Source organism: Maritimibacter sp. 55A14, assembly GCF_003122205.1.
Lineage (GTDB): Bacteria > Pseudomonadota > Alphaproteobacteria > Rhodobacterales > Rhodobacteraceae > QEYE01.
In genome coordinates this window covers 1-19,850 of the sequence record NZ_QEYE01000020.1, presented here as the reverse complement: position 1 = coordinate 19,850, position 19,850 = coordinate 1, and the positions used below count along the sequence as shown (strand labels likewise).

The window sequence follows — 19,850 nt, the reverse complement described above, 5'->3', positions numbered from 1 at the left end:
AGATGGGCGCGCGCGCCCCGGCGGGGAGGCGCGCCGATGATCGGACGGCGCACATCCCCTTGCCCGGCGCCCCGCGGCTACTCGGCCGGGCGCATCTTCGCGGCCTCTGCCTCGGAGGGCAGGTAATCCGCACCATGGGCATAGACCCAGTCCACCATCTTGGGCGTGCCGTCCACCAGCGCAGTGCGCCCGACATAGGCGCCCATCGTGGCCTGATGGTCGGCGGCTCGGAAGCGGAACGGGCCGGTCGGGCTCGACGGCACCTCCAGCCCCTCCATCGCCGCCAGAAGATCCTCGGTCTCGAGCGACTCGGCCTTCTCGAGGAGCGCCTTGATGGACAGCATCGAGTTGTAGCCCACGATCGAGCCGGTCATCGGCGGCTCGCCCCAGCGGTCGATATAGGCCTGCGCAAACGCCTGATGTGCCTCGGTCTCGATATCGGTGCCGGGATAGCCGGTGACGATCCAGCCGTCGGGCGTCTCGTCGCCCAGGGGCAGCAGGTATTCGGGCTCGCCGGAGAGCAGCGACACGACCGGGCGGTCTTCGAAAAGCATCCGGATGGAGCCCTCGCGCACGAATTTCGCCAGGTCGCCGGCGAAGGTGACGTTGTAGATCGCGTCGGGCTTGGCGGCCTCCAGTGCGCGCACGGTGGAGCCCGCGTCGATCTTGAAGACCGGCGGCCACTGCTCCTCGACGAATTCCACATCCGGGCGCAGCCGGGTCAGCTCCGCCTTGAAGGCCGCCACCGCGTCGCGGCCATAGGCGTAGTTTGGCGCCACCGTCGCCCAGCGCACCGCGTCGAGCTTGGCGGCCTCCTCGGCCAGCATTGCCGCCTGCATATGGGTGGAGGGGCGCAACCGGTAGGTATAGCGGTTGCCGTTCGACCAGACGATCGCATCCGAGAGCGGCTCGGACGCCAGGAACAATGTCTTGTTCTGCTTTGAAAAATCCGAAACGGCCAGACCGATATTCGACAGGAAGGTGCCGAAGATCATCGTCGCCTCGTCCTTCGAGATCATCTCCTCCGCGATGCGGATCGCGGTGGCCGGGTCGCCGGTGTCGTCGCGGCTGATCACCTCGATTTCCTGTCCCTTGATGCCGCCTCCGGCGTTGATCTCCTCCAGCCCAAGCTGCCATCCCTTCTTGTAGGGTTCTGTGAAGGCGGGCAGCCGCGTGTAGGAGTTGATCTCGCCGATCACGATCCTGTCCTGTGCCGCAGCCGGTCCGGCCAGGGTCGTGAGCATCGGCAGCGCCGCCAGCGCGCCCAGTAGCGATCTGCGTTTCAGTCGTGCCATCTCTCGGAACTCCCTGTTCAGATTTCTCTCGTTATCGCGTGCCCGGCCGGGCTTGTCTATCGCAGCCCGTCACGGCCTTCGACCTCGTCCACGGTCAGCCCGCCCACGCGGGGCAGTGGCCGGCCGCTGTCTGTAACCGCCACGGCCACCAGGATTTCGCCCGCGCGGGGCGCATCGGCCAGCCGCACCTCGATCCCGTCGAAATGCGAGCGCACATAGGCCGCATCCTTGTGGCCGAGCGGCACGTCGAGCGTCTGACCCGGCCCACCCATTTTCTTCGACGACGGCACCAGCGCCGCGCCCGAGCCCACGGCGGCGCGCAGCGGTGCGCCCAGCTTCGGGTGCAGGATCGCGGCGGCGTGTTCCAACTCGCCCGCCTCGCCCACCATCGCCGCCTTGCCGTAGCTTTCCGCGGCCTCCGGCGCGATGCCCAGCGCCGCGACGCATCTTTCGCCCAGAAGGCCCCCCAGATCCGCGCCTATCTCCATCAGCGCCGACAGATCCTCGGCATAGCGGCCCGCGAAGGGGTTGGCGATTACCGCCACGGCCACGGCCTTGCGGGTGGGGGGTGCAATCTCGCGGCCCATTTCGCGGCGGGTTTCCTCGACCGTCACGGCGATCTTGCGTATCTCTGCCTTCATCCTCTCCGCTCCCTTCCTTGCATGCCGCCCGCCGCCTCAGGCATGGGCCGCCAGCGCGCCGGGCTCCGGCGGCGCCACGGCCATCTCGCCCAACGCCATGCTCTGCCCCTGCAACACAAGCGCGGCGGTCCGTATGAGCCCGCGCCCGGCCATCGCGGCGGCCGCGTCCCGGCCGCGCGCCAGCGCCGCGGCGGCATCTTCCGGCGAAAGCCGCCCGCAGCCCGTCACCACCGGGCGCGTCCCGAGGTCGCTCTGCGGGTCGATCTCCTCCGCCGGGGCGCGCAAAATCGCCTTGTGGCCCGGCAGGTCGACCGCATTGGCGATCAGCGTGGCGGCGGCGTCCGCTTCGGCGGCACAACCGGCCAGGACCGTCACTGCGTCGGCGATCCCGAGCGACAGGCTCCGCCCGCCCCGCCCGCTTGTGGCGATGCCGCCCACGCCGTCGCCACCTACGACCGTCACGCGGCCCAGATCGGCGCCGCCGGAACCGGCAATCGCCAGCCGGAAGCGCGCGCCCGGCGCGAGGTGGAGCGCGATGTCCCCGCCATTGTTGACATAGACGCGGTCGAGCGGCGCGGCGGTGCGCATCCGCGCCAGGATCTCGTCCGCGACCGCGCCCGCCACGGCAGCCATCGGCGTGACGAAGACCGTCCCATGGGGGGCGACGGCGCGGGCCATGCGCATTGCCACCGGCCCCTGCGGCGGGTGCTCCGGGTCGAGCGGACGGCGCAGGGCGGACAGTTCGGCGACCAGGCGTTCCAGCAACCCGTCGAAGGCGCGGCGCGCGGCGCGAAAGGCTGCCAGCCGCGCTTCGGGCGCCGCCCCTTCCGCGCCGATGATGAGGTCGATGGGGCCATGCTGCAGATGCAGCCGCGGCCCACCGGGCAGAAGCGCGGCCTGCGGTCCGGTCATTCCCCTTCCTCCCCCTTGCCGCGCCGGTCGCCACCGGGGCGCCCGACCCGACGCACGTCGGCAGAGAGAACGCTCTCGACGCTGCGGATTTGCGCGGTATGGCCGCCCAGCGCGGCATAGTCGGACCGGCGCAGGGTGAATTCGATGGGCGCCACCAGCGCCGGAGTGGGCACATAACCGAAGGCGTTGCTCGGCATCTGCGTGACATCGGCCATCACGGTGATCCCTCCGCCGGGCCAGACATAGGCCGGGGCCCCACCGCAGGAGACCCGCGTGAGTGTATCCTTGACCGAATGGGTCAGGCCGACAGGGTTCGCGGTGACGCCCGCGCGCAGGCTGCCGCCGGCGCCGCCCATGAAGAGTACCGAACAGAGCGCGGGCTCGCAATTCTCCGCGATACGCTCGGACGCGGACAGTAATTCCGGTGTGATTTCCGATATTTCCGGCTCCAACTTCTCGTTGAGGATGAAGTAGGACCATTGCTCGCCGGTGGTCGAGATCATCAGCAACCGCAATCCCGGCCAGGCGTGCTTCGGATCGGCCGGCTTCAGGATCGTCAACGGATCCTCGACATCGGTGCCGCCCCAGCCGGTGCCGGGTTCGGCCACCTGGAAATAGCGGCCCGGCGTGGACCGCCTGCCTTTGACCCGGATGCCCGTGCGGCGCATGTCCAGGCCCCGGCCGGCCTCATGCTCGGACAGCACGCCGGTGATGTGGTCGTCCACGACCACCACCTCGTCCACATGCGGCGCCCATTGGCGGGCGAACATGCCGATCGTGGCCGACCCGCAGCCCACCCGCATCAGTCGCTCCGGCACGCCGTCGATGACCGGCGGACGGCCCGCCTGCACCACCACCCGCGCGCCCTCGTCGATCTCCATCTCGACCGGTTCGCAATTGCAGAGCCTGAGCAGCGCGTCGCAGGTCACGCGGCCCTCGGCCTTGCTGCCGCCGGTCAGGTGCTCCACGCCGCCCAGCGACAGCATGCGTGAGCCGTATTCGGAGGTCATGACATGGCCGATCGGCTCACCCTCCACGCGCACGATGGCGCGTTCCGCGCCGATATGGCGGTCGGTGTCGATCTTTACCTTGACGCCGCAATAGCTGAAGATGCCCTCGGTCACGACGGTCACCATGTCCACGCCATCGACCGGCTGGCTGACGATGAATGGCGCGGGCTTGTAGTCGGGATAGGTCGTGCCCGCGCCGATCGCCGTGACGAAGGGCCGGTCGCCCTGGATCAGGTCGCCGTCCCAGTCGCTGCCGTCGCCGTCCTGCAGGAAAGGCACCGCCGCCGCGCCCGATTCTATCACCGTGAGCGGGTCGAGCCGCACCAGCCGCCCGCCGTGATTGGCGTAGCGGTCGCAGGCGCCCGAACGGCCCTCGGCAATGTAGCACATGACCGGGCAGGCATCGCAGCGGATCTTGCCCGGCGCGTCGGATTTGCGCGCGCCGCTCATTTCTGCCGCTCCAGGATCGCGGCACGCATCCGGTCGGGCGTGACCGGCACGGCGCGCAGCCGGCAGCCGGTGGCATGGCGGATCGCGTTCAGGATCGCGGGCGCGGTGGGAATCAGCACATGTTCCCCCAGCCCCTTCGCGCCATAGGGCCCGTGGGCGTCGGGTTCCTCGACGATCAGCGTCTCCACCGGGGGCATGTCGCCCACGGTGGGGATCAGGTAGTCGTGCAGGTTCTCTGTCAGCCCCGGAAGGTACTCCTCCATCAGCGCCATGCCCATGCCCTGCGCGATGCCGCCATGCACCTGCCCCTCCACCAGAAGCGGGTTGATCGCCCGGCCCACGTCATGCGCGGCCGTGAAACGCTGCGGGCGGACATGACCCAGCGCGGTGTCGACCTCCACCAGTACCAGATGGGCGGCATAGCCGAACTGCGCATAGGGCACCCCCTGCCCCGATGCGTCGAGCGGCCGGGTCGGCGGATCGTAGGTCTCCTCGGCCCGCAGGACATAGCCTTCGGCATCGGGCGGCAACCGGCCGAGCGGCAGGCGCTGCGTTCGCGCGCCCTCCGTCACCTCGACCGCGCCCGCGCCCAGCGCGATCCGCGCGGCTTCCGAGGCGTTGCAACGCATCAGGATATCGGCGCGCAGCGCAGCGCCCGCCAGCCGCGCGGCGTTGCCCGAGACATAGGTCTGGCGCGAGGCCGAGGTCTTGCCCGCATCCGGCGTCACGTCCGTATCCGCGCCCACCAGCGTCACGCAGCCAAGCGGCACGCCCAGCGCAGTGGCGAATATCTGGGCGATCACCGTGTTCGCGCCCTGCCCGACATCCATCGCGCCCTGGTGCAGCACCAGCGTGCCGTCGGCGCGGATGCCCGCCTTGATGGTCGACGGGTTGGGCAACGAGGTGTTGCCGCAGCCATACCAGCCGCAGGCCAGGCCCGCGCCCTTGCGCCGCGGGCCGCCGTCTGATGCGGCGCGGGCGTTGAAGGCCGCGGCCTCGTCGCGTGCCGCCGTCCAGGCCGGGCGCAGCGCGTCGAGGCAGGCACGGATGCCCACGCCCTGTTCGAAGACCTGGCCGCAGACGGTGGGCAGGCCGTTCTCCAGTGCGTTGAGATACCGGAATTCCAGAGGGTCCATGTCCAGCTTTTCCGCAATCTCGTCGAAGAGCACCTCCTGCGCGATCGCGGCCTGCGGCACGCCGAACCCCCGGAACGCCCCCGAAGGCGGGCAATGGGTGTGGATGGCACGCGCCTCGGCCCGGTAATCTGCCACGCGGTATGGACCCGAGGCATGGACCGGCACGCGGTTCGCCACAGTCGGCCCCCAGGAGGCATAGGCGCCGGTGTTGAAATCGCCCGCGAAGCTCAACCCGCAGAGCCGCCCGTCGCGCCTCGCCCCGATCCTGAGCAGGATATCGGACGGGTGGCGCTTGGTGGTCACCTGCATCGTCTCGATACGGCTGTAGGCCAGGCGCACCGGCCGGCCGGTCGTGAGCGCGCCCAACGCCAGGTAGGGCTGCACCGACAGGTCGAGCTTGGAGCCGAAGCCGCCGCCCACCGCGCTGGGCACGATACGCACCGAACCACGTTCCATCCCCAGAATGTCCTCCAGCCCCTCGCGGTCCATCACCGGGGCCTGGGTGCAGGCCTGGACCTCCAGCCGGCCGTCCCGCATCCGCGCATAGCCCGCATCGGGCTCGATATAGGCGTGCTCCACGAAGCCCGAGCGGAAGCGGCCCTCCACCGTGACATCGGCGCGCGCCAGCGCCGCCTCCGGGTCACCGCATTCCACGAAGCCTTCGCACATCACGTTGCCCGCGCGCCCGGCATGGAGTTGCGGCGCCTCCGGCGCCAATGCCTCGGCCAGCGTGGCGACGGCGGGCAGCGGCGTCCATGTCACCGGGAAATCCGCCGGATCGAAGCGGCGCATCGCCTCGGGCGTGCCGATGACCGCGGCCACGGCTTCGCCCCGGAAGCGGGTCTCGGCCTCGGCAAAGACCGGCTGGTCTATGAAACCGGGGATCGTGCCGAAGGCGTTGCGCCCCGGAACATCCGCCGCGGTCAGCACGGCCTCCAGCCCGTCGCGGACGGCAAGGAAAGTATCCAGATCGCCCAGTGCGAAGCGCGCGCGCGGGTGCGGCGACCGGATCACCCGCATTTCCAGCGTTCCGGGCGGGGCAATGTCGTCGCCATAGGCCTCGCGGCCCTCGACCTTGGCCGCCCCGTCGAGCCTGCGCACCGCGCTGCCCACCTCGCCCGCTCCGCCGGGCAGCGGGCTGCGGCCCGCCTCCAGCACCGCGGCGATGATCGCCCGGTAGCCGGTGCAGCGGCAAAGCACACCGTTGAGCGCGTCCATAATAGCAGCCTCGTCCGGCACCGGGTCGGCCCGCAGCAACGCGACTGCCGCGGTGATCATTCCCGGCGTGCAGATGCCGCATTGCGCGGCGGCGCGGTTCTGGAAGGCGGCGGCCAGCGCCCGGCCATGCCGGTCGTCCCGCACCAGCGCCGCGACGGTCTCCACGGAGCGCCCCTCGGCCTGCTGCGCGGGCATCAGGCAGGCGCAAACCGGCGCACCGTCCACCAGCACCGTGCAGGCGCCGCAATCGCCCGCGTTGCAGCCGATCTTCACCTCGCGCGCGCCCAGCCGCTCGCGCAGCACCTCCGAGAGCCGCTCGCCCGGCACGGGGGAGAGCGTCACCGGCGCCCCGTTCAGGCGGAACCGGGTCCGCGCGGCTGCCACGCGCTCATCCATCGCCGCGTTCCGCCACTCCGACAGCCTCCGCCAGCGCCCGGCGGCAGAGCTCCGCCACGGCGTCGAGCCGGTAGGCGGCGGTGCCGCGCAGATCGTCGATGGGCGCGAGCGGTTCCAGATGCGCGGGCGCGATGTCGAACCCGGCCAGCCGCGCCGCGGGACACCCCGCGAGCATGACCTCCAGCGCCGGAAGCCGCCGGGCCACGGGCGAACAGGCGCCCACTGCGATCCGCGCCTCCGCAATCGCGCCCGCGCCGTCGAGCCGCACCAGCACCGCCACCATCGCAATGGAGATCACCATGTAGCGCCGGCTGCCGAGCTTGGCGAACCCCGCGCGCGCCCCGGCGGGCGGGTCCGGCAGATGCAGCGCGGCCACAAGTTCACCCGGCCGCAGCGCCACCTGCCGAACCCCGCTGATGAACTCGCCCAGCGGCAGCCGCCGCTTGCCGCGGTCCGAGGCAAGCTCCACTTCCGCCTCCAGCGTCAGAAGCGGCGGCACCCCGTCGGCGGCGGGCGAGGCATTGCAGAGATTGCCAGCAACCGTCGCCGCATTTTGAATCTGGACCGAACCGACCTCGCGCCCCGCCGCCTTCAGCCCGTCGAAGGCCGGGGGCAAGTCGGCGCGGACGATCTCGCTCCAGCGGGTGCAGGCGCCGATGCGCCAGCCCGTCGGCGTGCGCGCGATGCCTCGCAGCTCGGCGATCCCGGTGATGTCCAGCAAATCGGTGGGTGCGGGCGCGTCGCGCAGGCCCGGATAGAAATCCGTGCCGCCCGCGATCACCGCGACCGGCCCCGCGGCCAGCGCGCTGAGTGCGCCCTGCAATGTGGAAGGTGCGGAATACGCCACGTCCCGGCCCCGCTGGTTTGTCTGAACCAGACGTTAGGGCCGGGCTTCACATGCTGTCAAATCCAAGTTCCGCCCGACCCTGCCGGGACCGGGGCCACCGTCAGCTCACTGCACGCGCTTCCAGTCCTGACCGCGGCAGATCAACCCGCCAAGAACGCAGCCCTTAACGGTCAGCGTGTCGCCACTGAGTTCCATTCTCGAATCGTAGACCTTGTCCCGGTCGGGTGCCCAGATCTTGCCGTCGCCATACGCGCCACCGCCCTGGGGCTTCATGTCCCAGACCATGCGCTTGCCGACATTGTCGCTGTCGATCTGCTGGCCCTCGCCGTTATAGGCGCGCGCCAGCGTGCCGCAGATCGCCGCGCCGCAGCTTTCGACCTCCACATGCGCGAAATTGCCGTCATCGCCGGGGCGGGTCTGCCAGGTGCCTTCGACGGGGTCCGCGAGGGCCGGGACGGCCATGGCCAGAACCAGGCCGGCGCTCAGAACGATACTCTTCATGGATGGGTCTCCTCCCTTGGATCCTGTTGCATCATGGGGCCAGCCCCGGCGTTCGGGCAAGCCTGACGTTGGGTCCGCCCACGCCCCCGGCGGGCGCCTGCCGCCGATCGCTTTGCACCCGGCGCAAAACCCGGCTATCACGCCGCGGACCGCTTTGCCCGCGAAGGACTTCCGCCATGATCCTCTACCCCGCCATCGACCTCAAGGACGGCCAGTGCGTGCGCCTGCTCAAGGGCGCGATGGACGCCGCCACGGTCTTCAACGACGACCCCGCCGCGCAGGCCCGCGCCTTCGCGGATGCGGGCTGCGAATGGCTGCACCTGGTGGACCTGAACGGCGCCTTCGCCGGAACGCCGGTGAACGCAGCGCCGGTGGAGTCGATCCTGGCCGCCGTCGGAGTGCCCTGCCAGCTTGGCGGCGGCATCCGCGACATGGCGACGATCGAGACCTGGCTGGGCAAGGGGCTGGCGCGGGTCATCCTGGGCACCGTCGCGGTGGAGAAGCCCGACCTGGTACGGGAGGCCGCGCGCGCCTTTCCCGGACAGGTGGCGGTGGGGCTTGACGCCCGCCACGGGCGCGTCGCCACCCGCGGCTGGGCCGAGGAGACGGACATGACCGTCACCGACCTGGCGCGGAGCTTCGAAGACGCCGGTGTCGCCGCAATCATCTATACTGATATCGACCGCGACGGCGCGATGCAGGGGCCGAACGTGGCGGCAACCGCGGCGCTGGCGCACGCGGTCGATATCCCGGTCATCGCCTCGGGCGGGGTGTCATCGCTCGGGGACCTGCTGGCGCTCAGGGACTGCGGCGCACCGCTCGATGGCGCGATCTCGGGGCGCGCGCTCTATGACGGTGCGCTCGACCTGCGCGAAGCCCTGGCCGCGCTGGCCGAGGGCTGAGGCCCGCTTTCAGTTCCCCGCCGCCTTGCCAGTCAGCTTCTTGAGCGCGCCGCGCATCTTCGCGATATACTCCGCATCGTCGGAAATGCCGTCGAGATCGCCCAGCATCTCCTCGGGGTCCTCATAGGCCAGCCAGACCTGGCCCTCGGCATCCTCGTAGGCCAGAACCCGCAGCGGCAGGTGGAGCCCGGCCAGAGGGTTGTCCTGCATCGCCGGCGAACCCAGCCTGGGGTTGCCGAAGACCAGAAGTTCCATAGGCTGCAATTCCAGCCCGGCCTTCGCAGCACCGCCGCCGTGGTCGACCCGCGCGAAAACGGTGGCGCCCGCGCCCTCCACCGCGGCAGTCAGCGCATCGACCGTCTCGGCCACGCTGCCCGCGGCCTTCACCCGCAGGATATCGCCGTCGCCGGCCAGGGCCGGGCCGGCAGCGGCAGCACAGAGATACGAGGCGATGAGAATGGCACGCATGGGAGTGTTCCGTTCGGTTGCAGGGGTGAAAGGGTACGACCGCAGACTGGCACCGCGCCTGCGGAGCGGCAAGCGACGATTGCATGACAGCGGCGAAGCGTCGCCGATCCGGTCTTGCATTCGCGGGGCGGCGCGTTATGGCTGCTAGCCATGCTGAAGGTGCGCATCATCCCCTGCCTGGACGTAAAGGACGGCCGCGTCGTGAAGGGCGTGAATTTCGTCGGCCTGCGCGATGCGGGCGACCCGGTGGAGGCCGCCAAGGCCTATGACGCCGCCGGGGCGGACGAACTCTGCTTTCTCGACATCAACGCCACGCATGAGAACCGCGGCACCATGTATGACGTGGTGGCCCGGACCGCCGAGCAATGCTTCATGCCGCTGACCGTGGGCGGCGGCGTGCGTACGCCCGAGGATGTCCACCAGCTTCTGCTGGCCGGGGCCGACAAGGTCTCGTTCAACTCCGCCGCCGTGGCCGACCCGGACGTGGTCGCCCGCGCGGCCGAGAAATTCGGCAACCAGTGCATCGTCGTGGCCATCGACGCGAAATCCGTCGGCCCGGACCGTTGGGAGATATTCACCCATGGCGGGCGCCGAGAGACCGGCATCGACGCGATTGAGTTCGCCCGCCTGGTCGAGAGCAAGGGCGCGGGGGAAATCCTGCTGACCTCGATGGACCGGGACGGCACGCGATCCGGCTTCAACCTGTCGCTCACACGCGCCATAGCGGACGCGGTCTCGATCCCGGTCGTGGCCTCGGGCGGCGTCGGTACGCTCGATCACCTGGTCGAGGGCGTGACCGAGGGCCATGCCTCGGCGGTTCTGGCCGCCTCGATCTTCCATTTCGGCGAATACACGATCGGTCAGGCCAAGGCGCATATGGCCGCCGCCGGCATCGCGGTGCGCGCGCCATGAGCGCGCTGGAACGGCTGGCCGCCACGATCGCGGCGCGCCGGGGCGCAGACCCGGACGAGAGCTGGACGGCGAAGTTGCTGGCGCGCGGCCCCGAAAAGGCGGCCGAGAAATTCGGCGAGGAAGCCGTCGAGGCGATTATCGCCGCGGTCGGGGGCGACCGGGAGAACCTGACTGCGGAGGCCGCGGACGTGCTCTATCACCTGCTGGTGATGCTCGCGGCGCGCGACGTGACGCTGGCCGAGGTCCTGGCGGAGCTGGAGCGCCGCGAAGGCGTCTCGGGCATCGCGGAAAAGGCATCCCGCAAAAAGTGACATTGCGACAACGCGTGCGTGTTTCTCCGTTGGCAAGCATTGGCAAACATTGAAAGAATTCGTAAGAGATTGCCTTTAGGGTCCGGCGGCTCACCGGCCCGCGACATGGAGATTTCGATGACGACACAGACCTCGCCCGATGGCGGCATCCGGCGCATGGCGACCGGCGCGGCGCTTCTTCTCGGCCTGACCGTTCTGTCGGGCTGTGCAAGCCAATGGCACACTGACTACGCAGATGTGGTCGGCCCCGATGTGTCGCGCGGCTGGCGCGTGACCGAGGTCGCGGTCACGGTGCCGGAAACGCTGACCGTATCCGAGGCCAACAGCTTTGCGCCCCAGGCCGATATCGTCTGGCGGGAGGAGCCGCGAGGCAACCGCCACGCGCAGGTCGACCGGATCATTTCAGAGGCCGCGCGCAAGGGCTCCGCCGGATTGCGCGGACAGCGGCCGGTGACGCTCGATATCGAGGTCGCCCAGTTCCATGCGCTGACCGAGAAGACCCGCACCCGACTGTCGCATTCGGGCGTCCACAACATTACCTTCACCGCCCAGGTTCGCGATGCGCGGACCGGCGCGCCGCTGACCCCCAGGGACCGGATCGAGGCCGATCTGATCGCCTATTCGGGCCAGGACGCGCGCGAGGCCGAAGCCCGCGGCGAAACCCAGCGCGTGCGGATCGTGGATCATGTGAGCCGCGTCGTCGCCGGATGGCTGGGCGCAGGACCCGACCCGCGCGGCAGTTTCCGGCGGCGCGGGCGCTGACCGAACCGCCCGGCCCGATCCCGGCGGCGCTCAGCCGCCAGAGGGCATTTTCAGCGTGATCGCCCGGCCGCGCTTGATGTAGCGCAGCGAATCGTCCCCGATCGCGGCCACCTGGCCGCCATCGACCTTGTCGCCGATCGCCACTTTCAGGTAGCGGCCGCTGGGAAGACGCACCAGCGCGCGCCGATTGGCGGCGCTGCCATAGACCCCGATCAGGTTGATATCGCCCAAGCGGATCGCGTCCTCCTGCGTGGCGCGCCGCGTGACCGAGGCGCGCGACGGCAGGATTGGTGCGCTGCGCGCGGGCTGCGCGGTTGTGCGGGCCCCCTGAACGATGGTGCCGAAATCGCTGGGGCGCGGGCGCGGCACCCGCGCGTTGCTGACCGCCAGCCGCGTGCCGGCGCTCTCCGGCACGACCTCCCCAACCGCCCCGCCATCCGGTGCCGGGATGCGCGCCACCCCCGCCGGGCGGGGGCGCGGGCGCAGCGCCGACAACGCGTCGCGGGTGCGCCCGCCAAGCTGCGCGATCTCGTTGCGTTCGGTCAGCCCGTCGGGCCGCGGCCGGGGCGTTTTGCCCGCCAGCGGGTCAGGCGCCGCCACTGCCTCAAGAGCCGCCTCGGCGGCGCGGCCGGGGCGCGGCGGCGGGCTGATACGCGGCCGCCCGGCAAAAACCCGCAGCCCATCGGCGGTCAGCGCCCCTTCGCGTGTCGGGATAACCAGCCCACGCGCGTCGAGCGTGAAACGGGTACCGGCCGGGGCGGGCGACAGGGGCGTGGACGGGCGCGCATCGCCAGGCCCGGCGGAGAAATCCGGCAGGGTAACGGGATCCTGGGGCAGGATTTCCCGATCCGCCGTAGCGATGAAGACATCCTCCGCGGCCTCAGGGATATCGGGCGGCTCCAGCGCGTCCATGCCGGTCATCACCTTGTCCGCAGCGGGGCTGGGTCCGGCTGCGATTCGGGGCGCGGATCCCGGTTGGCCATCCAGGTCCACGTCGGGATCGGATGCATCCTGCTGGGCGGCCTCCGGTTCCGGTTCCGGTTCGGGCTGAAGTTCGGCCTCAAGAACATCCGAAAGCGGCACAGGGGCCTGCTCCGGTTGCGGCGCGGCTTCGGATCCGGCTTCGGGTTCGGTGGCCTCTGCCGCCTCGGCGGATGGATCGCCGGCGGGTTCTGACGCCTGCGGCGCGGATGGCAAGTCGGCCTCCCGCGGCCCGGATTGGAGCGCCGCAGGCGGGGCCTCCGCTGCGACTTCCGGCGCCGATTCCGGCGCTGGGTGCGGTGGCGCCTCCTGCACCGTCTCGACCTCCGGCGCGCGCCCGAGGAATCGGGTCACCGGATTGTCGGGCAGGAAGATCAGCGACCAGATCGCGACGGCAATCAGCACCAGAATCAGGAGAACGGTCAGTGCCAGACCGGTGCGGCCGCGGGGCGGCGTTTCCGCCCCGTCCTGTTTGCCCGTAGCCTGCCATCCCGCGTTCTGGCCCGGCCCGGCCTGACGGGGCGCGGCGGCGAATTGCGCCGGCAGCAGCTCAGCCTCCGAAGCGGGGGCGGGCGGCAGCCCGGCAACGGCGGGCCGGGGCGGCGCAGATTCCGCGGTTTCCCGCACGGGCAACGGCGGCGTGATTCGAGGGATGGCCCGCGAGGCCGCCAATACCGCCCCGGCGGGCGGAGCGGGATCGGCCGCCGCCGGCGCCTCTTCCTCCGCCTTTGCGACAGGCGCGGCCCCCTCGCCGTCCTGCGACAGCGGCTGGCCGATCTCCATGCGCTCCGTGTCGCGCTCCACGACGGCGGCATCGCCCAGCAGCGTCGCCGCATGCGCGGTCACGCCGAAGAAGGGCTCGCCGTCGAAATTGCCGGGATCGGGACGGGCGACGAAGGAGACCGGGTTGAACCTGTGACGCTGCGCGAACGCCTCGGCCTCACCAAGCGTCTCGCGCGCCACGACGGCCACCTGCACCTTGTTCCCCGCGCTGCACCAGTCATAGACCAGATCGGACACCGCATAGGGGGTCAGCCCCTCAAGCGCGGCCTCGATCTGCCCGCGGCGTTCGGCATCCGACGGCCCTTCGGCGGTCACCGTGACATAGCGGATTTCGCTGTCCGGAATCACCAGCTTGGAGGCGAAACCCCGGCCCTCCAATCCCACGGCGGTGCCGCGCAGGACTGCCAGCGCCTCCTCCATGTCGGGCGCGGCGAGCGACACCTCACCCACGGGTGTCCAGACGCCCCGGCGCGCGCGGTGCAGCAATCCGATACCCTCATGGGACAAGCTCAGGGCAAAATTCGGCTTCATCCGGCCCATCTGACAATTGTTCCGAGCGGCAAGGAGACTCGCCCCCTCCGACCCGGCGGGACTATAGCAGGAATCGGCCCGCAGGGTACAACCCCGGGCAAACGGGGATTGCAAATCGGCGCGCCTGAGCGAATGCTTGCCGCAACCCATGAAAGGAGGCCCGTCATGTACCGGTTCATCGCCCTCGTCCTTGCATCCGTTCTTCTGGCCGGGGCGGCCAAGGCCGCCGACCCCGCGCCGCGCCTGACCGTGCAGGGGACCGGGACGGTCACCCGCAGCCCCGACATCGCCCATGTCAGCATCGGCGTGGTGGCCGAGGCCGAACGCGCCGAAGAAGCCCTGGCCGCAAACAGCCGCCGGATGGAGGCCGCGCTGGCCGCGCTTGAGGCGGCGGGCGTTGCCCGCGCCGACATCCGCACCAGCGCGATCGACCTTTCGCCACGCTGGACCCGGCCCCGCAACGGCGAGGACGAGCCACCGCGCATCGCGGGCTTCACCGCCTCCAACATGGTGGAGGTGCGGGTCCGGCAACTCGACAGTCTGGGTAAGGTCCTCGACGCGGTGGTGCGTGCCGGGGCCAACCGGGTGCAGTCGATCCGCTTCGGCCTGGACGACCCCACCGCGGCCGAGGACGCGGCGCGACGCGCAGCGGTGGCGGACGCGCAGCGCAAGGCCGCACTTTACGCCGAGGCCGCAGGCGTGAGCTTGGGCGGCGTGATCGAACTATCCGAGACCGGCGGCGCTCAACCGCCCCAGCCGATGTTCGAGGCCGCAATGGCGCGGGATACCTCATCCGTGCCGGTCGCCGAGGGGGAACTGACCGTCCGAGCAGAAGTCCGCATGATTTTCGGCCTGGATCAGTAGCCCCCCGGCACAGGGCTCAGATCCCCAGGATGCTCTTGGCTTCCTCCAGCGCCTCGACAGAAGCGTCGTGATCGCCCGCCTCGTGCAGGTTCTGGCCTTCAGTGCGCAATTCCTGAACACGCGCCATATCCTCGTCCGACAGCGACGCGGACGGCATCGCGGCGTCAATCTCGCCCATAAGGTTCGGGCAATTATGCGCCAGAGCGAGGCTCGGGGCCAGAATGAGCATCCCGGCAAGTGCAACAGTCCGTAGCATGGCAGCTTCCTTTCCAATTAGAAGTGAAGCACCGTCCCCCGGTTTGTTTTGACGCAATCCTACACCGGTGCGGCCCGCGCATCCACAGCCGCGCGCACGGGGGCGAACCGGAGGGGCGGTTTCGGCGGGCTCCCGCCGAAACCGTGCGATCCGGTGGCGCTCCTGCGGGGAGCGCAGAGACCGCTGGCGCGGCGATTCAGGCCGTGGCCCGGGCCAGCGCCTGGTCGAGATCGGCGATCAGGTCGTCGGCATCCTCGATCCCGATGGAAAGCCGCACCACATTGGGCGCGGCCCCTGCGGCTTCCTGCTGTTCCGGCGTAAGCTGCCGGTGCGTGGTCGAGGCCGAATGGATGATCAGCGAACGGGTGTCGCCCAGATTGGCCACATGGCTGAAAATCTCCACCGAATCCACGAGCTTCACGCAGGCGTCGTAGCCGCCTTTCACGCCGAAGGTGAAAAGCGAACTCGCGCCCTTGGGGCAGATCCGCGCGACCCGGTCGTGATAGGGCGAGGATTTGAGCCCGGCATAGGTGACGAACTCCACCCGCGGGTCGTCCTCCAGCCATTTCGCCACCTTCTCGGCATTCTCGACGTGGCGGGCCATGCGCAAGCTCAGCGTCTCGATACCCATAAGCGTGTAATGCGCCGCCTGCGGGTTCAGCGTCATGCCCAGATCGCGCAGGCCGACGGCGATGCCGTGGAAGGTGAAGCCCAGCGGCCCGAACGTCTCGTGGAATTTCAGCCCGTGATAGGCCGGCTCCGGCGCGCTGAGCGAGGGGAACTTGTCGGAGGCCGACCAGTCGAAACGCCCCGAATCCACCACCACGCCGCCGGTCACGGTGCCGTTGCCGGTCAGGTACTTGGTCATCGAATGCACCACCAGCGTCGCGCCGTGTTCGATCGGCCGGCACAGGTACGGCGTGGCCGATGTGTTGTCGACGATGAGCGGCAGCCCCGCCTTGTCTGCAATCGCGGCCATCGCGTCGAGATCGGTGACATAGCCGCCCGGATTGGCGATCGACTCGCAGAAGATCGCGCGGGTGTTGTCGTCGATTGCACCCTCGACCGCGGCCAGATCGTCGGTATCGACGAATTTCGCCTCCCAGCCGAAACGCTTGATGGTCTGGCTGAACTGGGTGATCGAGCCGCCATAGAGCCGGGTGGAAACGACCACGTTCAGCCCCGGCCCCATCAGCGGGAAGAGCGCCATGATCTGCGCCGCGTGTCCCGACGAGCAGCAGATCGCGCCGACCCCGCCTTCCAGCGTGGCCACGCGTTCCTGCAGGACCGCCACGGTGGGGTTGGTCAGCCGCGAATAGATATAGCCCACTTCCTGGAGATTGAAGAGCGCCGCCGCATGGTCGGCGTCGCGGAACACATAGGCCGTGGTCTGGTAGATCGGCGTCTGCCGCGCGCCGGTGGCCGGGTCGGGCCGCGCGCCGGCATGGATCTGCAATGTGTCGAAGCCATAGCTGGGGCTACCGGTCATGAATGTCTCCCTCGATCTGTAACGCGCGCCAGACGCTACGGCATCGCGCGGGGCTGTACAACGCCGCACGCACGCCGCGTTACAGTTTCGAAGAGATCACGCCGGTCGCGAAGCCGCCCATCCTGAGTTCGCCGAAGAGGCGCTGATACTCGATCTTCGGGCAATGGTTCTGGATCACTGTCAGGCCCGCGGCCTCGGCCTGCGCGGCAGCCTGCTTGTGGGTCACGCCGATCTGCATCCAGACGGTTCCAAGATCGGGCAGATGCGCCATCGCCTCCTCCACGATCTGCGGCACGGCCTCGGAGCGGCGGAAGATGTCCAACACGTCCACCTTTGCATCATCGGGGATCGAGGCCAGGTCGGGATAGACGGTCTGGCCGAAAAGGCGTTCGCCCCCGTGGCCGGGATTGACCGGGATCACGCGGAACCCCTTCAGCGACAGGTAGCGCGCCACGAAATAGGACGGGCGCACGGGATTCATCGACACGCCGACCATCGCGAAGACGCGGGCGTTGGTCAGGATGCGGCGCAGAAGCGCGTCGGAAGGTTCGGTGGTCATGGAAGGTTATCTAGTCATCACGGCGCCGGGCTGCCACCGAAAAAAAAGCGCCTGCGACAGAGCCGCAGGCGAGTTCGGAACGAGGGACAGTGAAATGAAACGCGAGGTTCCGTATTCGCGCTTCTGTGGTAATATTTAGTATTCACGCAGGCGCATTCTAGGGGCGCGCACGTAATAAATATGTGAAGCTGCGTGGGAAATTCTCCCGTTGTGGCGCCATCCCGGCGCTTGGCAATTTCAGGTTGCATGGCACACGCCAGGATAGCCGCGCGGTGCGGTCAGCGCCCGCGCGTGGCAGCGTAAAGCGCCACCGCCGCGGCGTTGGAGACGTTGAGCGAGCCGAACGCACCGGCCGCGGGGATGCACGCCAATAGATCGCAGCTTTCGCGCGTAAGCGCCCGCAATCCGGGCCCTTCGGCGCCGAGCACCAGCGCCAGCGGGCGATCCGCATGGTCCGCGCAGACCTCGTCCAGCGTGGCCTCGGCGGCGCCATCGAGGCCGACCAGCAGATAGCCCATCCCGGCCAGTTCCGCCATCGCGCGGGCCAGGTTCTGGACCCGCAGATATGGCTGGCGTTCCAGCGCTCCGGAGGCGGTCTTGGCCAGCGCGCCGGTCTCGGGCGCGGCCCCACGGCGCGGCGCGACGACTGCACGGGCGCCGAAGACCTCGGCCGAGCGCAGGATCGCGCCCACGTTATGCGGGTCGGTCACCCGGTCGAGGCAGAGCACCACTGCACGGCCCTCTCCCGCGGCGCAGGTCGCGTCCAGCCCGCCCCAGTCCAGCGGCCGAACCTCCAGCGCCGCGCCCTGATGCACCGATCCGGGGTCGAGCGGCGCGGGGAACTTGCGCGGATCGGCGATCTCGGGCGCCATGCCGGAGGTGGCGATCGCATCGGCCAGCCGGTCGGCGGCGTTGCGCGTCACGATCAGCCGCAGGCGCTGGCGCGCGGGGTTCTCGAGCGCATCGCGCACCGCGTGCAGGCCGAAGAGCCAGACGGTCTCGCGCGCGGCCTCGCGGCGGGCACGCTCCTTGCCGACGACCCAGACGGGTTTCTTGGATTTCGACTTGCTCATGGCGGGCGACACTGCGCCGCGCGGCCGCCGCAGGCAAGGGCCAATCGGCCCGGATTTTCCTGTTGACGATACAGGGGGCGCCAAGTATCCATCGCGCCATTCGCGGCGGCGCGCCCCCGCGGATGGGCGACGAGCTGCAAGGTGCGGCAGCGGACTGTAACTCCGCCGGGGAGACCCATGCCTGGTTCGATTCCAGGGTCGCCCACCATTCCCAACAAAACCAATGACTTGGGCTGCATGATCCGCAGGTGGGGTTCGACGGCGGCACGATTGTGGTCGGTAGCCTGTTACGCCCTTGAGCACTTATTTTGGTAGGTTTATCGAGTTCGGCCCATGGCTGCCCTTCAGGCGTCGTGTCGTGGGCGACCGGACCCAGCCTTTCGTCGGCATTCAGACTTTAACGGGCGCGGCGCGGTGGATCTTGAAGTTCGCGAGGCGCCACTACATCGCGTTCTCCACTGTAGAAAAGTGCGCAGATATAGATTAGTTAGGGGGCAATTATTAGATTTGAGGCCCACATGGCGGAAGACGCACTGGTCACATCAAAACGTAACCCTGTCAGTTGGTATGAGGAAGTTATTCCCGTTCGCGGCTGTCGGCTTTCGCTGGAAGACATTAAGGGACTCTATCGTGACCTACACTCCATCAATAAAAAATTTGGTGAGCAGACGATTGCAACATTGAAACGCGATCCCGAATTGACGAATGAGCAATGGGATCAACACAAGTCGTTTCTTCTCGATGACGCATTTTGCCTAACCACCACGGTGAATGGCTTACGGGATCAGAAGATATATGCCGAATCGGTTGATATCTTTGATAATCTAGATCTTCCGAAGCCTATAAAATCCATCTTCTTCACGAACGTAAACTCGTTTAAACGGAATGCGAACGGTAACGAGCCAATAAATCGCATCGAGGTGTTCTTGGATTTCAACAAGCCGGATTTATTTGACCCTAACCCTCTCGTATCAGCAGCAACTCCGAACGACAGCTACGTGACCGTTAACGCTCAAGAAATCACGTTCTTCAACGCCGTCCAGAAGGCTGTTGAAAAGAAACTGACAACGCACAAGACGTGGTACGGCGCAATTCACCGCAACTTCGCCTATGATATTGGCATGTGGTTTATCGCCCTTCCGGTATCTCTCTGCTTCTCCACCTACTACATGGACCAGATGATCCCGGCGGGCAGTAGGTTTGAGTTATTTCGTTGGCCATTGTTTATCTACTTTATTGGACTTTCCCTCATCTTCTACAGGGCTTTGACGGCCTATGCAAAGTGGGCCTTCCCGGTGAACATTCTCGAGGAGAACAAGGATCGAGCATGGAACCACCGCCTTGTTTTGGGCGGATTTGCAACGTGGCTCTTGTACAAGGTTGCGAGCACAGCCTACGGCATCATTGTTGGATAGGTGTTACTAAAGCCTAGGGTCAGGACCCATTGATTTCAGCCGAGCATCGTGATTCACCGCCTGAAAACAGAGCGGTGACATGTCTGATCTTTACTGGCTGAGCGACGCGCAGATGGCGCGTCTGGAACCCTATTTTCC

19 protein-coding genes and 1 tRNA gene are annotated in these 19,850 nt (G+C 68.5%); 7 read left to right on the top strand and 13 right to left on the bottom strand.

Going from position 1 to position 19,850, the window contains the following annotated elements; translation table 11 throughout:
* Positions 1–77 precede the first annotated feature (77 nt).
* The 7 genes from DDZ14_RS15205 to DDZ14_RS15175 form a co-directional block, all read right to left on the bottom strand.
* Entirely contained in the window at positions 78–1,295 is a 1,218-nt protein-coding gene (locus DDZ14_RS15205) for an ABC transporter substrate-binding protein (RefSeq protein WP_109425835.1), read from the bottom strand.
* A gap of 56 nt (positions 1,296–1,351) precedes the next feature.
* Positions 1,352–1,936, bottom strand: a complete 585-nt coding sequence (locus DDZ14_RS15200) for an amino acid synthesis family protein (RefSeq protein WP_109425834.1) — start codon at positions 1,934–1,936, stop codon at positions 1,352–1,354.
* Positions 1,937–1,972: 36 nt separating this feature from the next.
* Positions 1,973–2,848, bottom strand: coding sequence for a UPF0280 family protein (locus tag DDZ14_RS15195; RefSeq protein ID WP_109425833.1), 876 nt, complete (start codon positions 2,846–2,848; stop codon positions 1,973–1,975).
* Positions 2,845–4,308 (bottom strand): 6-hydroxynicotinate reductase, encoded by a 1,464-nt coding sequence (locus tag DDZ14_RS15190; protein ID WP_109425832.1) that lies wholly within the window; start codon positions 4,306–4,308, stop codon positions 2,845–2,847. Before DDZ14_RS15190 ends, DDZ14_RS15195 begins: the two co-directional genes overlap by 4 nt.
* The gene (locus DDZ14_RS15185) at positions 4,305–7,058 is read right to left on the bottom strand and encodes a molybdopterin cofactor-binding domain-containing protein (protein ID WP_109425831.1); all 2,754 of its coding nucleotides are present in this window, start codon (positions 7,056–7,058) and stop codon (positions 4,305–4,307) included. The genes DDZ14_RS15190 and DDZ14_RS15185 overlap by 4 nt, the downstream gene beginning before the upstream one ends.
* Positions 7,051–7,905 carry a xanthine dehydrogenase family protein subunit M gene (locus DDZ14_RS15180; RefSeq protein ID WP_109425830.1) on the bottom strand — a complete coding sequence of 285 codons (855 nt, stop codon included), beginning with the start codon at positions 7,903–7,905 and terminating at the stop codon, positions 7,051–7,053. The genes DDZ14_RS15185 and DDZ14_RS15180 overlap by 8 nt, the downstream gene beginning before the upstream one ends.
* 105 nt (positions 7,906–8,010) lie before the next feature.
* On the bottom strand, positions 8,011–8,406 hold the full coding sequence (locus DDZ14_RS15175) for a DUF2147 domain-containing protein (protein WP_109425829.1): 396 nt from the start codon (positions 8,404–8,406) through the stop codon (positions 8,011–8,013).
* A gap of 176 nt (positions 8,407–8,582) precedes the next feature.
* Here DDZ14_RS15175 and hisA point away from each other — a divergent pair, with 176 nt between their 5' ends.
* Positions 8,583–9,308 (top strand): 1-(5-phosphoribosyl)-5-[(5-phosphoribosylamino)methylideneamino]imidazole-4-carboxamide isomerase, encoded by a 726-nt coding sequence (gene hisA / locus DDZ14_RS15170; protein ID WP_109425828.1) that lies wholly within the window; start codon positions 8,583–8,585, stop codon positions 9,306–9,308.
* Between the two features lie 9 nt (positions 9,309–9,317).
* On the opposite strand, the gene DDZ14_RS15165 is transcribed toward hisA, so the two are convergent.
* Entirely contained in the window at positions 9,318–9,776 is a 459-nt protein-coding gene (locus DDZ14_RS15165; protein WP_109425827.1) for a DUF302 domain-containing protein, read from the bottom strand.
* Positions 9,777–9,926: 150 nt separating this feature from the next.
* Here DDZ14_RS15165 and hisF point away from each other — a divergent pair, with 150 nt between their 5' ends.
* The 3 genes from hisF (at position 9,927) to DDZ14_RS15150 (ending at position 11,761) form a co-directional block, all read left to right on the top strand.
* Entirely contained in the window at positions 9,927–10,688 is a 762-nt protein-coding gene (gene hisF / locus DDZ14_RS15160; RefSeq protein WP_109425826.1) for an imidazole glycerol phosphate synthase subunit HisF, read from the top strand.
* Positions 10,685–10,999 (top strand): phosphoribosyl-ATP diphosphatase, encoded by a 315-nt coding sequence (locus tag DDZ14_RS15155; protein ID WP_109425825.1) that lies wholly within the window; start codon positions 10,685–10,687, stop codon positions 10,997–10,999. Before hisF ends, DDZ14_RS15155 begins: the two co-directional genes overlap by 4 nt.
* 117 nt (positions 11,000–11,116) lie before the next feature.
* Positions 11,117–11,761: a DUF6778 family protein gene (locus DDZ14_RS15150; RefSeq protein ID WP_233252605.1), complete on the top strand. Its 645-nt coding sequence runs from the start codon at positions 11,117–11,119 to the stop codon at positions 11,759–11,761.
* Positions 11,762–11,791: 30 nt separating this feature from the next.
* On the opposite strand, the gene DDZ14_RS15145 is transcribed toward DDZ14_RS15150, so the two are convergent.
* Positions 11,792–14,056, bottom strand: coding sequence for a hypothetical protein (locus DDZ14_RS15145; protein WP_146193159.1), 2,265 nt, complete (start codon positions 14,054–14,056; stop codon positions 11,792–11,794).
* A 165-nt stretch (positions 14,057–14,221) separates the two neighbouring features.
* Between DDZ14_RS15145 and DDZ14_RS15140 the strand changes: the two genes are divergently transcribed.
* A complete protein-coding gene (locus DDZ14_RS15140) occupies positions 14,222–14,920 on the top strand; it encodes an SIMPL domain-containing protein (RefSeq protein WP_109425823.1) in 699 nt (232 codons plus the stop codon).
* Positions 14,921–14,936: 16 nt separating this feature from the next.
* On the opposite strand, the gene DDZ14_RS15135 is transcribed toward DDZ14_RS15140, so the two are convergent.
* From DDZ14_RS15135 to rlmB, 4 genes are all read right to left on the bottom strand, one after another.
* Positions 14,937–15,176: a hypothetical protein gene (locus DDZ14_RS15135; protein ID WP_109425822.1), complete on the bottom strand. Its 240-nt coding sequence runs from the start codon at positions 15,174–15,176 to the stop codon at positions 14,937–14,939.
* A gap of 196 nt (positions 15,177–15,372) precedes the next feature.
* Complete coding sequence (locus DDZ14_RS15130; protein ID WP_109425821.1) at positions 15,373–16,665, bottom strand: O-acetylhomoserine aminocarboxypropyltransferase/cysteine synthase family protein; 1,293 nt, start codon at positions 16,663–16,665, stop codon at positions 15,373–15,375.
* A 79-nt stretch (positions 16,666–16,744) separates the two neighbouring features.
* Positions 16,745–17,224 (bottom strand): CoA-binding protein, encoded by a 480-nt coding sequence (locus DDZ14_RS15125; RefSeq protein WP_109425820.1) that lies wholly within the window; start codon positions 17,222–17,224, stop codon positions 16,745–16,747.
* 278 nt (positions 17,225–17,502) lie between these two features.
* On the bottom strand, positions 17,503–18,297 hold the full coding sequence (gene rlmB, locus DDZ14_RS15120; RefSeq protein ID WP_109425819.1) for a 23S rRNA (guanosine(2251)-2'-O)-methyltransferase RlmB: 795 nt from the start codon (positions 18,295–18,297) through the stop codon (positions 17,503–17,505).
* Between the two features lie 124 nt (positions 18,298–18,421).
* Between rlmB and DDZ14_RS19745 the strand changes: the two genes are divergently transcribed.
* Together DDZ14_RS19745 and DDZ14_RS15115 are read left to right on the top strand one after the other, a co-directional pair.
* A tRNA-Tyr gene (locus DDZ14_RS19745) sits at positions 18,422–18,505 on the top strand.
* Between the two features lie 310 nt (positions 18,506–18,815).
* The gene (locus tag DDZ14_RS15115; protein WP_146193158.1) at positions 18,816–19,712 is read left to right on the top strand and encodes a hypothetical protein; all 897 of its coding nucleotides are present in this window, start codon (positions 18,816–18,818) and stop codon (positions 19,710–19,712) included.
* Positions 19,713–19,850: the final 138 nt, after the last annotated feature.

Coding starts and splice junctions, on each gene's coding strand:
- rlmB (WP_109425819.1), bottom strand. CDS start 18,297: ATGAGCAAGTCGAAATCCAAGAAACCCGTCTGGGTCGTCGGCAAGGAG.
- DDZ14_RS15140 (WP_109425823.1), top strand. CDS start 14,222: ATGTACCGGTTCATCGCCCTCGTCCTTGCATCCGTTCTTCTGGCCGGG.
- DDZ14_RS15150 (WP_233252605.1), top strand. CDS start 11,117: ATGACGACACAGACCTCGCCCGATGGCGGCATCCGGCGCATGGCGACC.
- DDZ14_RS15185 (WP_109425831.1), bottom strand. CDS start 7,058: ATGGATGAGCGCGTGGCAGCCGCGCGGACCCGGTTCCGCCTGAACGGG.
- DDZ14_RS15200 (WP_109425834.1), bottom strand. CDS start 1,936: ATGAAGGCAGAGATACGCAAGATCGCCGTGACGGTCGAGGAAACCCGC.
- DDZ14_RS15155 (WP_109425825.1), top strand. CDS start 10,685: ATGAGCGCGCTGGAACGGCTGGCCGCCACGATCGCGGCGCGCCGGGGC.
- DDZ14_RS15135 (WP_109425822.1), bottom strand. CDS start 15,176: ATGCTACGGACTGTTGCACTTGCCGGGATGCTCATTCTGGCCCCGAGC.
- DDZ14_RS15130 (WP_109425821.1), bottom strand. CDS start 16,665: ATGACCGGTAGCCCCAGCTATGGCTTCGACACATTGCAGATCCATGCC.
- hisA (WP_109425828.1), top strand. CDS start 8,583: ATGATCCTCTACCCCGCCATCGACCTCAAGGACGGCCAGTGCGTGCGC.
- DDZ14_RS15190 (WP_109425832.1), bottom strand. CDS start 4,308: ATGAGCGGCGCGCGCAAATCCGACGCGCCGGGCAAGATCCGCTGCGAT.
- DDZ14_RS15205 (WP_109425835.1), bottom strand. CDS start 1,295: ATGGCACGACTGAAACGCAGATCGCTACTGGGCGCGCTGGCGGCGCTG.
- DDZ14_RS15175 (WP_109425829.1), bottom strand. CDS start 8,406: ATGAAGAGTATCGTTCTGAGCGCCGGCCTGGTTCTGGCCATGGCCGTC.
- DDZ14_RS15125 (WP_109425820.1), bottom strand. CDS start 17,224: ATGACCACCGAACCTTCCGACGCGCTTCTGCGCCGCATCCTGACCAAC.
- DDZ14_RS15165 (WP_109425827.1), bottom strand. CDS start 9,776: ATGCGTGCCATTCTCATCGCCTCGTATCTCTGTGCTGCCGCTGCCGGC.
- DDZ14_RS15145 (WP_146193159.1), bottom strand. CDS start 14,056: ATGAAGCCGAATTTTGCCCTGAGCTTGTCCCATGAGGGTATCGGATTG.
- DDZ14_RS15195 (WP_109425833.1), bottom strand. CDS start 2,848: ATGACCGGACCGCAGGCCGCGCTTCTGCCCGGTGGGCCGCGGCTGCAT.
- DDZ14_RS15115 (WP_146193158.1), top strand. CDS start 18,816: ATGGCGGAAGACGCACTGGTCACATCAAAACGTAACCCTGTCAGTTGG.
- hisF (WP_109425826.1), top strand. CDS start 9,927: ATGCTGAAGGTGCGCATCATCCCCTGCCTGGACGTAAAGGACGGCCGC.